This window comes from Synechococcus sp. CS-603, assembly GCF_977929215.1.
This window is the reverse complement of the sequence record NZ_OZ376778.1, coordinates 1,255,092-1,267,688: the sequence shown is the minus strand read 5'-3', so window position 1 is coordinate 1,267,688 and position 12,597 is coordinate 1,255,092. Positions and strand designations below refer to the sequence as shown.

At 66.6% G+C, this 12,597-nt stretch carries 13 protein-coding genes; 8 read left to right on the top strand and 5 right to left on the bottom strand.

Annotated features, from left to right (window positions below; genetic code table 11):
* Positions 1–94 precede the first annotated feature (94 nt).
* Positions 95–1,174: a photosystem II q(b) protein gene (psbA, locus tag ACXMDM_RS06645; protein WP_071800883.1), complete on the bottom strand. Its 1,080-nt coding sequence runs from the start codon at positions 1,172–1,174 to the stop codon at positions 95–97.
* A 333-nt stretch (positions 1,175–1,507) separates the two neighbouring features.
* Here psbA and ACXMDM_RS06640 point away from each other — a divergent pair, with 333 nt between their 5' ends.
* From ACXMDM_RS06640 to ACXMDM_RS06630, 3 genes are read left to right on the top strand one after another with little or no spacing between them, the layout of a single operon-like run.
* Positions 1,508–1,645, top strand: coding sequence for a YWSERL motif small protein (locus ACXMDM_RS06640; RefSeq protein ID WP_499570309.1), 138 nt, complete (start codon positions 1,508–1,510; stop codon positions 1,643–1,645).
* Positions 1,646–1,689: 44 nt separating this feature from the next.
* Positions 1,690–2,019: a hypothetical protein gene (locus ACXMDM_RS06635; RefSeq protein ID WP_071801096.1), complete on the top strand. Its 330-nt coding sequence runs from the start codon at positions 1,690–1,692 to the stop codon at positions 2,017–2,019.
* Between the two features lie 50 nt (positions 2,020–2,069).
* On the top strand, positions 2,070–2,456 hold the full coding sequence (locus ACXMDM_RS06630) for a hypothetical protein (protein ID WP_071801095.1): 387 nt from the start codon (positions 2,070–2,072) through the stop codon (positions 2,454–2,456).
* On the opposite strand, the gene ACXMDM_RS06625 is transcribed toward ACXMDM_RS06630, so the two are convergent.
* Positions 2,446–3,393, bottom strand: a complete 948-nt coding sequence (locus ACXMDM_RS06625; RefSeq protein WP_071802190.1) for an aspartoacylase — start codon at positions 3,391–3,393, stop codon at positions 2,446–2,448. The genes ACXMDM_RS06630 and ACXMDM_RS06625 overlap by 11 nt on opposite strands.
* 101 nt (positions 3,394–3,494) lie before the next feature.
* Here ACXMDM_RS06625 and ACXMDM_RS06620 point away from each other — a divergent pair, with 101 nt between their 5' ends.
* From ACXMDM_RS06620 to ACXMDM_RS06605, 4 genes are all read left to right on the top strand, one after another.
* Positions 3,495–4,466, top strand: coding sequence for a glutathione S-transferase C-terminal domain-containing protein (locus ACXMDM_RS06620; protein ID WP_071801094.1), 972 nt, complete (start codon positions 3,495–3,497; stop codon positions 4,464–4,466).
* Positions 4,463–5,146 (top strand): DUF2301 domain-containing membrane protein, encoded by a 684-nt coding sequence (locus tag ACXMDM_RS06615; RefSeq protein WP_071801093.1) that lies wholly within the window; start codon positions 4,463–4,465, stop codon positions 5,144–5,146. Before ACXMDM_RS06620 ends, ACXMDM_RS06615 begins: the two co-directional genes overlap by 4 nt.
* Complete coding sequence (locus ACXMDM_RS06610) at positions 5,143–7,125, top strand: ABC-F family ATP-binding cassette domain-containing protein (protein ID WP_071801091.1); 1,983 nt, start codon at positions 5,143–5,145, stop codon at positions 7,123–7,125. Before ACXMDM_RS06615 ends, ACXMDM_RS06610 begins: the two co-directional genes overlap by 4 nt.
* Positions 7,126–7,215: 90 nt before the next feature.
* Positions 7,216–7,434, top strand: coding sequence for a Calvin cycle protein CP12 (locus ACXMDM_RS06605; RefSeq protein WP_071802189.1), 219 nt, complete (start codon positions 7,216–7,218; stop codon positions 7,432–7,434).
* Here ACXMDM_RS06605 and cgtA read toward each other — a convergent pair.
* Positions 7,422–8,426, bottom strand: coding sequence for an Obg family GTPase CgtA (gene cgtA, locus ACXMDM_RS06600; protein WP_071801089.1), 1,005 nt, complete (start codon positions 8,424–8,426; stop codon positions 7,422–7,424). The genes ACXMDM_RS06605 and cgtA overlap by 13 nt on opposite strands.
* Before the next feature lie 66 nt (positions 8,427–8,492).
* Between cgtA and ACXMDM_RS06595 the strand changes: the two genes are divergently transcribed.
* Positions 8,493–9,749 (top strand): ABC transporter ATP-binding protein, encoded by a 1,257-nt coding sequence (locus ACXMDM_RS06595; protein WP_071801087.1) that lies wholly within the window; start codon positions 8,493–8,495, stop codon positions 9,747–9,749.
* On the opposite strand, the gene ACXMDM_RS06590 is transcribed toward ACXMDM_RS06595, so the two are convergent.
* Together ACXMDM_RS06590 and ACXMDM_RS06585 are read right to left on the bottom strand one after the other, a co-directional pair.
* Complete coding sequence (locus tag ACXMDM_RS06590; RefSeq protein WP_259722759.1) at positions 9,746–12,157, bottom strand: endonuclease MutS2; 2,412 nt, start codon at positions 12,155–12,157, stop codon at positions 9,746–9,748. The genes ACXMDM_RS06595 and ACXMDM_RS06590 overlap by 4 nt on opposite strands.
* A complete protein-coding gene (locus tag ACXMDM_RS06585; RefSeq protein WP_071802188.1) occupies positions 12,154–12,585 on the bottom strand; it encodes a VOC family protein in 432 nt (143 codons plus the stop codon). The genes ACXMDM_RS06590 and ACXMDM_RS06585 overlap by 4 nt, the downstream gene beginning before the upstream one ends.
* Between the last annotated feature and the right edge of the window lie 12 nt (positions 12,586–12,597).

The following is a 12,597-nucleotide window of genomic DNA, read 5'->3' as shown; positions in this document are numbered from 1 at the left end:
GGACCCCATCAACCCACAAAAAAGCCCCCCTCGCAGTGAGGGGGGCTTGAGGTGAAAGGCATGGCTGGAGCCAACAGGGTTGACTCCGCTGCGATCAGCCGATGGAAGGCGTGATCAAAGCCACAGGGGTGGCTTCTGCAGAGGCCAGGTCAAGCGGGAAGTTGTGAGCGTTGCGCTCGTGCATCACTTCCATGCCCAGACCGGCACGGTTCAGCACGTCAGCCCAGGTGTTGATCACGCGGCCTTGGCCATCGAGGATCGACTGATTGAAGTTGAAACCGTTGAGGTTGAAGGCCATCGTGCTCACGCCAAGGGCGGTGAACCAGATGCCCACAACCGGCCAGGTGGCGAGCAGGAAGTGCAGGCTGCGGCTGTTGTTGAAAGAGGCGTACTGGAAGATCAGACGACCGAAGTAGCCGTGGGCCGCCACGATGTTGTAGGTCTCTTCCTCTTGGCCGAACTTGTAACCGTAGTTCTGGCTCTCGCTTTCGGTCGTCTCACGCACCAAGGAGCTGGTGACGAGTGAACCGTGCATGGCCGAGAACAGGGAGCCGCCGAAGACACCAGCCACACCCAGCATGTGGAAGGGGTGCATCAGGATGTTGTGCTCGGCTTGGAACACCAACATGAAGTTGAAGGTGCCGGAGATGCCGAGGGGCATGCCATCAGAGAACGAACCCTGACCGAAGGGGTAGATCAGGAAGACAGCCGAGGCAGCCGCCACAGGGGCGCTGTAGGCGACACAGATCCAGGGGCGCATGCCGAGGCGGTAGGAGAGTTCCCACTCGCGGCCCATGTAGCAGAAGATGCCGATCAGGAAGTGGAAGATCACCAGCTGATAGGGACCGCCGTTGTACAGCCACTCATCGAGGCTGGCGGCTTCCCAGATCGGGTAGAAGTGCAGGCCGATGGCGTTGCTGGAAGGAACAACAGCACCGGAGATGATGTTGTTGCCGTACATCAAGGAGCCGGCGACAGGCTCGCGGATGCCGTCGATGTCGACAGGGGGCGCGGCCACGAAGGCCACGATGAAGCAGATGGTGGCAGCCAGCAGGGTGGGGATCATCAGCACACCGAACCAACCGACATACAGGCGGTTGTTGGTGGAGGTGACCCACTCACAGAACTGACTCCAGGCAGAAGCGCCGGAGCGCTGCTGAACGGTGGTGGTCATAGGAACGGGAGGTTATGCCCCAAAAAGGAGCGAGGATAAGGACGAATGGCAGGCGGGACGTTTTCTCTAAGGAAGTCTGTGAAGGAACTCCGAAGAGGAAAAGCCTTGCCGCAACAGGCCGAAGCTCTGCCGTTGCCTTAGGCACTGTAACGGAATCTTGCGCTAGGTGTGGAAATCCATGTAAAACACCTCCCTTGCCAGGCGCCTAAACCACACCTGCCCTGCCACGGCGCCTGAGCAACGGCTCGGAGGTGTGGTCATGCAGATGAACAGGGCCCATAGCTGCAAAAGCTATTTAAGGTTTTTTTTGGAATCACCCTCCTCAGCGTTTTTATGGTGTTGATCTGTTGGGATTTGAAAGGATCCCGTTCCTCCGAAACCGTTCCGGTTCATGAAGCTCGCCGTCGCCGCCACCAGCTGGAGCTAGAGGGGGCTGTCATCTACTGGAGCGAACGCCTGGCCAACACCTGAGGGCACTGCTAGGAGTGCAGTGATTCTTTGGTCTGAGCCTGGCGATGTCGTGGCGTTTCCTGTCCCAGCGCTCCCTGGCCATGGTTGGCCTTGGGGCCATGGCCCTTGCTCTGGGCGGCTGCTGGTCTGCTCCGGAGAAAGAGACCAAGCGCATCGAAGAACTGGAGCAGCGATTGCAGCAGGTCGAGCAACGGCTTGCCAGCCCGGCACGCAGCAATCCGGCTGATCCAGCCGGCAAACCTCCAGCCGGAGTGGTCAAGTCGCTCACCTTCCGCATGGGCAGTGCCGACGATCGCCTGCGCATCTACTGGGCGGACGGAACCAGCAGCGATCTGCCCTGCACCATGGAACAAGGCACCTGGGCCTGCGGCTGAATCCTTGCCCTGATCCTTGCTTTGATGGATGGGCACCCTTGGCCCTCCCCATGAGCCTGAAGCCCGCCGTCCGACTCTGGTTCGGCCTGATTATTGGCGTGATTGCCAGCTTGAGCATCGCCACCACCCAGGTCGAGGCCCAGGCTGACTTTCCGTTCAACCTGCAACGGGCGACCAACCTGGCGCGCATGAAGGCCGAGACACTCAACGGTGGCCTTAATCTCTATCGACCGGATGCCTGCATGTACGACCGCAGCGCCGGGGATTGTCTTGTCGAGAGCAATGACGAGGGTGTCCTGTTCCGTTTTCTGGGAGGAGCGCCCGGTTGGCAACAGCTGGAACTCCCCGCCAGCTTTGAAACGGAACTGTTGATCTCCGCCGATGGCCGCGAGGTGCTTGAGGTGATCTATAACGGCCCCGTTCGCATCACTCCGTAGTCAGCGCTGTGATCGCCAACCCGGCGCAGAGGTCTGTCAACGCCTCTGACCAGCTGGCCTGAGTGGGCCAGTGTTGTTGCTGGGTGAGGCTGAGGGCAATGCCCTTCTCCCCGTAGGCCGCCTCGTTGATGAACACCGGCCAGAGCGGTGAATCGGCCGTGGCCTCCAGGCCGAGCGTTATGCCGTCTGGGGTGAGGAAGAGGGGGTCGCCGGGGTGAAGAGGCTGCCAGTCCCGGTGCTGGCGCTGGGGATGCAGGCAAGCGCCGGGCTGGCCATCGGCCTGACGGGGGAGATCCAGGCTGCCGCGGTGGAGGTGAACGATCAGCCGGGCCGGCAGCTTCAGCCGCCCGGCCTGGGCGTCGGCCAGCACCTGCAGGGCCGCTTCGACGGCCAGCTGGGTCTGGCGACAGATCGTGGCGGTGATCACCCCCTGGGGCACAGGCCCCACCTCGATCACCAGGCCGCAGGGCCAGCGCTCGATCAGGAATCCATGCTGGGAGTCATCGTCTTCGTGCAGGTAGATCGGCAGGCCGAGCAGGCCCTGGATACCGGCCGCCAAGGCCAGGTCGGCGGGGCGGCGGCCGTAGAGCACCAGAGAGTTGCCCATCGCCGCGGTGGTGCTGTGCAGATCGAGGACAACCGGGCAGGCTCTGACGCCGCTCGGGCCGTGGGCAGCGAGCAACTGGCGGGCCCGCTGGATCTCCAGCTCCTGCTGCTCGGGATCCTCCAGCAGGGCAGGCTGGAACGAGCGATTCAGATCACGATCGAGATAACGCACTCCTGCGGCAAGGGCGGCCGGGTTGCCGATCACCAGATCGACATCCAGACCATGGCTCTGCAGGGAGCTGGTCTCCTGGCGCCAGTGCTCCAGCAGCCAGGCTGCATTGCGCTCGTTGCCATGGGTCCCGCCCACCACCAGCACCCGCCCATCCGCCATCAGCACGCCTTCCTCTGCAGGCTGGTCGCCCAGCCTTTTGCCCAGCCTTACAGGTGTGGCCCATGGCGATCCAGAGTTGATTCAGCCTCTGGAGCCTGAAGATGGCCATCCCCCCCCCCGTGGTGGCCGCCGTCAGACAGGCCTGGCAGTGGCAGTGGCATCAATTAATGGGTGGGCTGGGGCCAGCCGATGCCGAAGGCAACTACCGCCGCCCGGCCGGTGCCTTTGTGGCCCTTCCGCCGCTGCCGGCCAGCGCCGGCCAGCCTGGTCAGCACGTGCTGATTGTGGGGCGCAGCTGCCCCTGGGCGCACCGGGCCTGGCTGGTCTGGGCCCTGCGCCAGCTGCAGGGATCGCTTGAGCTGCTGGTCGTGGAGCCTGATCCGAAGGCCGGGCGCTGGCGCTTCGTGACCCCCTTCGAGGGCGCAGAAGCCTTGATTGATCTCTACCGCCGCTGCGGAGCGCCTGCGGGAACCCGCGCCACCGTGCCGGTGCTCTATGACCGGGGGGAGCGCCGCATTGTGGTCGGAGAAAGCGCCCGCCTGATCGAATTGCTCAACCGTTGGCCAGCTCCAGGCCAACGTGTGCCAGATCTGGAACCTGCCGGGCTGGCCGAGGCCATCGAGGGCTGGCGCGGGCGGCTGCAGGGGGCTGTCAACGATGGGGTGTACCGCTGCGGCTTCGCCCGCACCCAGGCGGCCTATGACCGCGCTGAAGCCGAGCTGTTTGGCGTTCTCGGCGAGCTGGAGGCGACCCTCTCAGCAGATGGGCCCTGGATCTGCGGCTCCCAACTCAGCCTGGCCGATGTGGTGCTGTTCCCCACCCTGATCCGGATGGAGATGGTCTACGCCCCCCTGTTCGGCTGCAGCCGCAAGCCGCTCTGGCAGTTCCCGGCCCTGTGGGACTGGCGGCGGCGCTTCCATGGTCTGCCGGGCGTGGAGGCCACCTGCTTCCCGGAGGCCTGGCGGCGCGACTACTTCGGTGCCCTGTTCCCGCTGCAGCCCTCGGGAATCGTGCCGGCGGGCCCCGATCTGGCCACACTGGTGTCTGGATCTCCAGGGGAGCGCCGGCCATGACCGAAACCATCAGCGAGCAGCCAGGAGGGCCAGAAGGCCCGGCCACAGGCCCGGCTGATCCGGTGTTTGAGGGGGTCTACGGGCTCTACACCATCACCGACACCGACCGGCGCGAGGTGCTGGGCTATCGCCTCGCCCTGCTGGCTGTCGCCGCTGGCCAGGCCTCCCTGCTCTGGCTGTGGAGCCACGGCGGCACCGTGCTCTGGCCCTGGCTGCTCGTGATGGCGCTCGGCCTCGGCCTGGCGCTGCGCTGGATTCACATCTATGTGCGTCCCCTGCATCGCGCCCTGCAACTGTTCTGGCTGCTGGGCTGCCTGGGCGGACTGGCCCTAGCACTGCGGGTGGGACCGGCCCAGATGCTGCCCACATTGGCCGCTGATTCCCGCTGGATCTGGGCCGTTGGACCGTTCTTCGCCGCCCTCGCCGGCGTGGGCTTCAAGGAATTTTTCTGCTTCCAGCGGGCCGAAGCGGTCGGGGTGACGCTGCTGCTGCCGGTGAGCCTGCTGGGCCGGCTCACCGGCCTGTTCGATACCAGCACCGCCTTCACCCTGCTGGCGGTTCAGGCGGGGCTGCTGCTGCTGCTCTGCCTGCGCAAGTTCCCGATGCCTGCCGCCGCCGATGTGGGCGACAAGAGTGTCTTTGCTTACCTGGAGAACCAACGACAACCCTCGAACGCGTGAGTTTGATCAGCCTGGTGGGAGTCGGCAAAGACTTCGGCATCAAAACCCTGTTCGAGAACCTCACGCTGCATGTGGGTGAGAAAGAGCGGCTGGGCCTGATCGGCCCCAACGGGGCTGGCAAGTCGACCCTGCTCAAGCTGCTGGCCGGCCAGGAGACGCCCGGGGAAGGGGAACGACGGGCCTCGCCACGGCTCAAGGTGGTGATGGTGAGCCAGGAGCCGGATCTTGAAGCCAGCCGCACCGTGCTGGAGCAGGTGACCGAAGGCTGCGGCGAAAAGATTGACCTGCTGCGTCGGTTCACCGCCGTCAGCGAGGCCCTGGCGGAGGAACCAAGCGCCGAGGATCCGGGTCACACGGCCCTGCTGGCCGAGCTGGGCACCCTGCAGGGCCGCCTTGACCAATGCCAGGCCTGGGACCTGGAGCAGCAGTGCCTGGAGGTGCTCGACCGGCTCGGCATCCAGGACGTGCAGCAACAGGTCGGCAATCTCTCCGGCGGATTTCGTAAGCGGCTCGCCCTGGCCTCGGCCCTGGTGGCGGAACCGGATGTGCTGCTGCTGGATGAACCGACCAACCATCTCGATGCCCAGTGCATCGAGTGGCTGCAGGATCAGCTGGAGCGCTTGAGCGGTGCCCTGGTGCTGGTCACCCACGACCGCTACTTCCTCGATCGGGTCACCCGCCGGATCGTCGAGGTGGATCGGGGCGAAGCGCGCAGCTACGCCGGCAACTACGCCGCCTACCTGCAGACAAAGGCCGATGAGGAGGCCGCCGAAGCCGCCACCGCCGCCAAGTTCAAGGGAGCACTGCGGCGGGAGCTGGAATGGCTCAGCCGCGGCCCCCAGGCCAGGAGCACGAAGCAGAAAGCCCGGATCCAACGGATCGAGGCGATGCGCGAGGCACCCACCCGCCAGGCCAAGGGCCAGCTCAGCCTCAGCACCGCCAGCCGGCGGATCGGCAAGCGGGCGATCACGGCCGAGAACGTGTCGATCGCCGTACCGGGCGGGGGACGCAGTCTGCTGCGGGAGTTCAGCTACGACTTCAGCCCCGAAGACCGGGTCGGGATCATCGGCCCGAACGGCTCAGGCAAATCCAGCCTTCTCGATCTGATCGCCGGCCGGCGGCAGGCCGAAGGCGGCAGCCTCGAACTTGGTAGCACCGTGCAGCTGGCCTACTTCGACCAACAGGCCGAGGCTCTGGTCGCTGGCGGTGGCCTGGACCGCAAAGTGATCGAGTACGTCCAGGAGGCGGCCAGCCAGATCGATCTCGGCGGGGTCCAGGTCAGCGCATCCCAGCTGCTGGAGCGCTTTTTGTTCCCGCCCGCCCAGCAGCACAGTCCGATCAGCAAGCTCTCGGGGGGCGAGCGGCGACGGCTCTATCTCTGCCGGCTGCTGATCCAGGCCCCCAACGTGCTGCTGCTCGATGAGCCCACCAACGATCTGGATGTGCAGACGTTGACCGTGCTCGAAGATTTTCTCGAGGATTTCCGTGGCTGCGTGGTGGTGGTCTCCCACGACCGTTACTTCCTCGATCGCACCATCGACCGCCTGTTCTGGTTCGAGGACGGCCTGCTCAAGCGCTTTGAGGGCAACTACAGCGCCTATCTCGCCCAGGCCGGCCCGGCCACAGCGCAGGCGACCTCCAAACCGGCGGCCGCGAGCCCCAAGGCAGCCAGCGGCGCCCCCAGCAAGCCCCCCGGTAAAGGCACTGGCAACAGCCTCGGCGCAGGCAATGGAAACAAGGCGGCTGGTGCGGAAGACGAGCGGCGGCGCAGTTTCAGCGAAAACCGCGAACTCAGCGAGCTGGAGGGCCAGCTGCCCCGGCTCGAAGCGCAGCGCAGCCAGCTGGAGCAACAGCTACTGGCGGGCGCTGAGCGCGACTACGGCCAGCTCGACAGCCTCACCCAGGAGCTCTCGGCCCTGGCGGAGCGCATTCACCGCGCCGAGGAACGCTGGCTTGAGCTCAGCGACCTGCGGGCTTGATCAGCTCCAGCCCACAAAGCTTGCTCAAGGGCTGGCGGCGCCCCGTAGGGTGAAGCCGACATGATCTGGTTGTCGAAACCGACCGTACCCATGAACACCATCGACGAGCACATCCGTAAGGATCAGACCGAAATCGAAGCCGCCAAGACCGTTGGCGACCAAGCCAAGCTCGGCCACCTCGAGGACGAGCTCAAGTCGCTGCAGGAGTACAAGACCCACCACCCTGAAGACGACCACGATCCCAATTCCCTAGAGGTTTATTGCGACCTCAACCCGGAAGCCCCCGAGTGCCGCGTCTACGACGACTGATCCGCGATCCCCAGCTGCTCCCAGATGGCGGCCAACAGGCCGTCAAGGCCGGAGCGGGTCACCGCTGAGATCTTGAGCACCTCGCTTCCCCAGCGCTCTGCCAGCCGTGCAGATGCTTCATCCAGTGCCTCGCTGTCGAGCAGTTCGATCTTGTTGAGGGCCAGCAGCCGGGGCCTGTCCTTGAGGCCATGGCCATAGGCGAGCAGCTCCTCTTCCACCACCGCCAGATCGGCCACCACATCAGGGCTGCCGGCATCCACCAGGTGCACGAGCAGCCTGGTTCGCTCGATGTGGCGCAGAAAATCGTGGCCGAGTCCGGCACCCAGCGCAGCACCGGCGATCAGGCCGGGGATGTCGGCGAACACGGTGCCATCTCCACTTGGCCTGCGCACGACGCCGAGATTGGGCACCAGGGTGGTGAAGGGGTAGTCGGCAATTTTCGGTTTCGCTGCTGAAAGCACGCTGATCAAGGTGCTTTTGCCGGCGTTGGGCAGGCCGATGATGCCCACCTCAGCCAGCAGCTTGAGTTCCAGCTGGATCAGGCGCTCTTCGCCGTCTTTGCCCTCGGTGAATTTCTCAGGAGCGCGGTTGCGGTTGCTGAGGTAGTGGGCATTGCCGAGCCCGCCGCGCCCTCCCGCCGCCACCCGCAGGCGTTCGCCCGGCTCCACGAGATCACCGATCAGCGCCAGGCTGACCTGATCACGCACCTCGGTTCCACAGGGCACCCGCACCACCAGATCACCGCCACCGGCACCGGAGCTGCGGTTGGGTCCGCCGCGACGCCCCTCTGGAGCAGCAAACAGGCGTTTGTACTTGAAATCAAGCAGGGTCTGCAGGTTGGGGTCGGCCTCCAGCCAGATGGCCCCGCCATGGCCGCCATCGCCGCCGGAGGGCCCACCGGCCGGCACATATTTTTCACGTCGGAAGGCCACGATGCCGTCGCCGCCCCGGCCGCCCTGGACGGCGACGCGGGCTTGATCAATGAACTGCAAAGGAGACCCTGAAGAGCGGGGCAGGTGAAGAGCCAACCCTAGGATCGCTGCGTCTGAGGACCGGTCTTGGCAGAGGTTCGCTTCGAGCAGGTCAGTAAGACCTTTCCAGCCCGGCGGGGAGGTGCGCCGGTGGAAGTGCTCCGCCAGCTGGATCTGACCATTCACGACGGCGAATTTCTCGTCCTGGTGGGTCCGTCGGGCTGCGGCAAGAGCACCCTGCTGCGGATCCTGGCCGGATTGGAAACCCCCAGCAGCGGCGAGGTGCTGGTGGGGGATCGGGCGGTCACGGGGCTGCGCCCGGCCCAGCGGAACGTGGCGATGGTGTTCCAGAGCTACGCCCTCTATCCCCACCTCAGCGTGGCCGGCAACATCGGCTTCGGCCTGCGGCGCAGCCGTCCCCTCAGCCTGCCGCAACTGCTCCAGGACAGCCTGCATCGCCTCAGCCAGCCCCTGCCCCGTGGCCTGAGGATTCCCTCGCCCCGGGAGGAGGCCATCAGCCGGCGGATCGCCACGGTGGCCGAACAACTCGGGCTCACACCCCTGCTCGATCGACTGCCGAAGGAGCTCTCCGGCGGCCAGAAGCAACGGGTGGCGCTGGGTCGGGCGATCGCCCGCCAGCCCTCGGTGTTTCTGATGGATGAACCCCTCAGCAACCTCGACGCCAAGCTGCGCACCGGCACCCGGGCCCAGATCGTTGACCTGCAGCGCCAGCTCGGCACCACCACCCTCTACGTCACCCACGACCAGGTGGAGGCGATGACGATGGGCCACCGCATCGCCGTGCTCAACGCCGGACGGCTCCAACAGCTCGGCACGCCGATGCAGCTCTACAAGTGGCCGTCGAATCTGTTCGTGGCCCAGTTCATCGGCAGCCCGCCGATGAACCTGCTGCCGGTGCTGGCGGTGGGTGGCGACCAGGTGCAGCTGGGCTCCAGGCGCTTTCTGGTGGAGGGGCCCAGCGGCCAGGCCCTGATCCACTACACCAGCGGCGCCTACGAAGGGGCAATCACCGGCGGCCTGCGGCCAGAAAATCTCAAAATCGCCCCCGCTGCCAACCGCAACATCCAAGCCGAGGTCTGCCACGTTGAAGCCCTCGGCAACGAAGCGCTGATCAGCTGCCGCCTGCTGGATGGTGGACACCTGGTGCAGGTGCGCGGCGACCCCTCCCAGCAGATGAGCCCTGGCCAGACGGTCCATCTGGAAATCGACCAGGCGGGCTGGCGCTTCTTCGATGCATCCGGGGAAGCCTTGCCCCTGCCGGCGGAGGCCAGGGGCCTGGCCGAGGCGGCGGCGGAACCGGAACTGCCCAATCTCAGGGCCTAGGCCACCCAGACCACGCTGCAGCCGGGTCCACCATCGCCCTTTTCAGCGTCGCTGACCCGCTCGACCCAGGGCAGGGTGTCCAGCCATTGGCGCAGCCCCCGCTTGAGCTTGCCGGTGCCGATGCCATGGATCACCCAGACAGGGCCCCGGGCACCACGCAGCGTTTCCTCCACGGCGGCCTCCGCTTCATGGACCCGCAGGCCGCGCACATCAACGGTGTTGCGCTCGGTGCGCACCTCCGGCCCGGAGCGGCGATGGCTGGCGGGCATCTGGATCTGCACCTTCGGCGCCGCGGATTCCACTGGGGCCGGCTTCTCGCCACTGAGGCTCTCGATGGCGCTGAGCTCCACAGTCAGGCGCAGCACGCCGCAGCGCACCGTGAGTTCGGCCCCACCGGGGCTGATCGCCAGCACCTCCGCCGCCTTGCCGAGCGAGAGCAGACGGATGCGTTCTCCCAGCACCGGCCGCCAACCGTTGGGCTCGCGGCGCTGGGGCTGGGGCCGGTGCTGTTGCTCCAGCCGCTTGAGCCGCTGGCCGGCCTGCCTGGCGCTCTCGCCATCGGCCTGGCCCTGGCGCAGGCGGTGGATCAGCCGTCGCACCTCTTTTTGGCCCGAGCGGATCGAGAGCTCCAGCGCCTGGCGGCGCTGCTCCTGCAGCTCGGCTGACTGCTCCTGTTGCTGCTGCCAGCGCTGCAGCAACTCCTCATGCAACAGCTCGGTGCGGGCCAGCAGGGCGGCGGCATCCTCGGCGGCCTCCTGCTGCCGGCGCCGCTGATCCTCCAGGCCGCGGATCACCTGGTTGACCTCACCATCGCCGCGGGGCGCGAGCAGGTCGGTGGCAGACGCAATCACGTCGCCGGAGAGCCCCAGGCGCGCGGCGATCGCCAGGGCATTGCTGCGGCCGGGGATGCCCCATTGCAGCTGGTAGGTGGGCGAGAGAGTCTCGAGATCAAAGCCCACCGAGGCGTTCTCGAAGCGGGGATCGCCGTATTTCAGCGCCTTGAGCTCACCGAAGTGGGTGGTGGCCAGCGTCAGCCGGGCCCGATCGGCCAGATGGCGCAACAGGGCGATCGCCAGCGCCGCGCCCTCGCCCGGATCGGTGCCTGCGCCCACCTCATCGAGCAGCACCAGGCTGGCGCCTGCTGCTGGCTGCGGCAGGGCAGGCTCTGGCAGGGCGGCCAGGATGCGGGCGATGCGGCGCACATGGCCACTGAAGGTGGAGAGGTTCTGCTGCAGGGATTGTTCATCGCCGATGTCGGCGAGCACCAGGGAGCACCAGGGCAGCCGTGGCGTACCGGCGCAGGGAAGGAACAGACCGGCCCGGGCCATCAGGGCCGCCAGGCCGACGCTCTTGAGGGTCACGGTTTTGCCGCCGGTGTTCGGTCCGGTGATCGCCACCACCCGCAGGGCCGCTGCGGCGGTGACACTCACCGGCACCACCGCCTGGCCGCCGGCATGGCGCTGCTGCCAGAGCAGAAGGGGGTGGCGCAGCCCGTGCAGCAGCCAGGGGGAGGCGGGATCAGCGGAGAGCTCGGGCCGCACGGCGCCGAGCTCCAGCCCGTAGCGCGCCCGGGCCAGGCCGAAATCCAGCTGGACCAAGGCCTCCTGAAAGGGCCCCAGCGCCTCGGCCTGCAGCGCCACTAAGCCACTGAGTTCGGCCAGCACCCGTTGCTCGGCCTGCCGCTCCTGGCCTTCCCACTCGCGCAGGCGATTGCCCAGGGCGATCACCGCCTGGGGTTCGATGAACACCGTGCTGCCAGAAGCCGAGGTGTCATGCACCAGACCGCTGAGCTGGGACGCCGCCCCCGCTTTCACCGCCAGCACCGGCCGGCCGTTGCGCTCGGAGATGACTGTGTCTTGCAGCAGCGGCGCCAAGCGCCGCAGCAACTCCTGCAGCCGCTCGCGCCGTAGCAGGCGGCCGGCGGCCAGCTGTTGGCGCAACCCGGCGAGCGCAGGGCAGGCCCGATCCGCCACCCGGCCGCCCTCTTCCAGGCAGAAGCGCAGGCGCTGCTCCAGCTCTGGCTGGCTGCGCAACTCCTGGACGAGATCCGTGCAGGCCGGCCGCAGCTGGGGGTCTTCGATCTGGCGCCGCAGGCGGCGCCCCGCCGCCAGGGTGGTGGCCACCGCCAATAACGCCTCCGCCGAGGCGGTGCCGCCTTTGCTGCAATGCAGCAGGGTGGCCGCCAGATCACAGGCCCCCTGAAAACTCAGTCCGCCTTCGATGAGGCCATCGAGGCCGAGCAGTTCGGTGGTTTCCAGCAGGCGCCGCTTGCTGGCGGCGCAGTCCGCGGCCAGCGGCAGGGCCCGGCAACGCTGGCGACCGGCAACCGTGCTGGCGAAGCTGGCCAGATGCTCAGCCAGCCGCGGCCACTCCAGCAAGGCCAGGGTTTCGGCCTCGATTCCGCTCAAGCCGGCCCCTGAATCGCCACACCAGCCTGGTTAGTAGCAATCTGGTTGAAGGCAGGTTGGTTGGAGACGATCCCGGTGGGGGGCTCGTAGAGCATCTCCAGCCAGTTGCCTTCTGGATCCTGCAAGTAGAACGAAGCCGTGCCATCGCGGTGGTCATGCACCGGGCCGACGCTGTGGCCGGTGGCCTGCAGCCGATCGTGAATCAGCTCGACCTCAGCGCGGTCTGAGAAGTGAAAGGCGAAATGGGGTCCGGCTGCGGTGTAGGTCTTGGCGAGCAGGGCGACGCCATCGCCGCTTTCGGGGGATTGGAGGTAGGTCCAGTCGTCGGCTTCCCAGGTGACCTGGAGCCCGAGGGCCTGATAGAAGGCCGTGGCGCGGGGCATGTCCTCCACCCGCAGGGCCACGTGGCCCAGTCGCTGCACCGCCATCGGTTTTTGTTT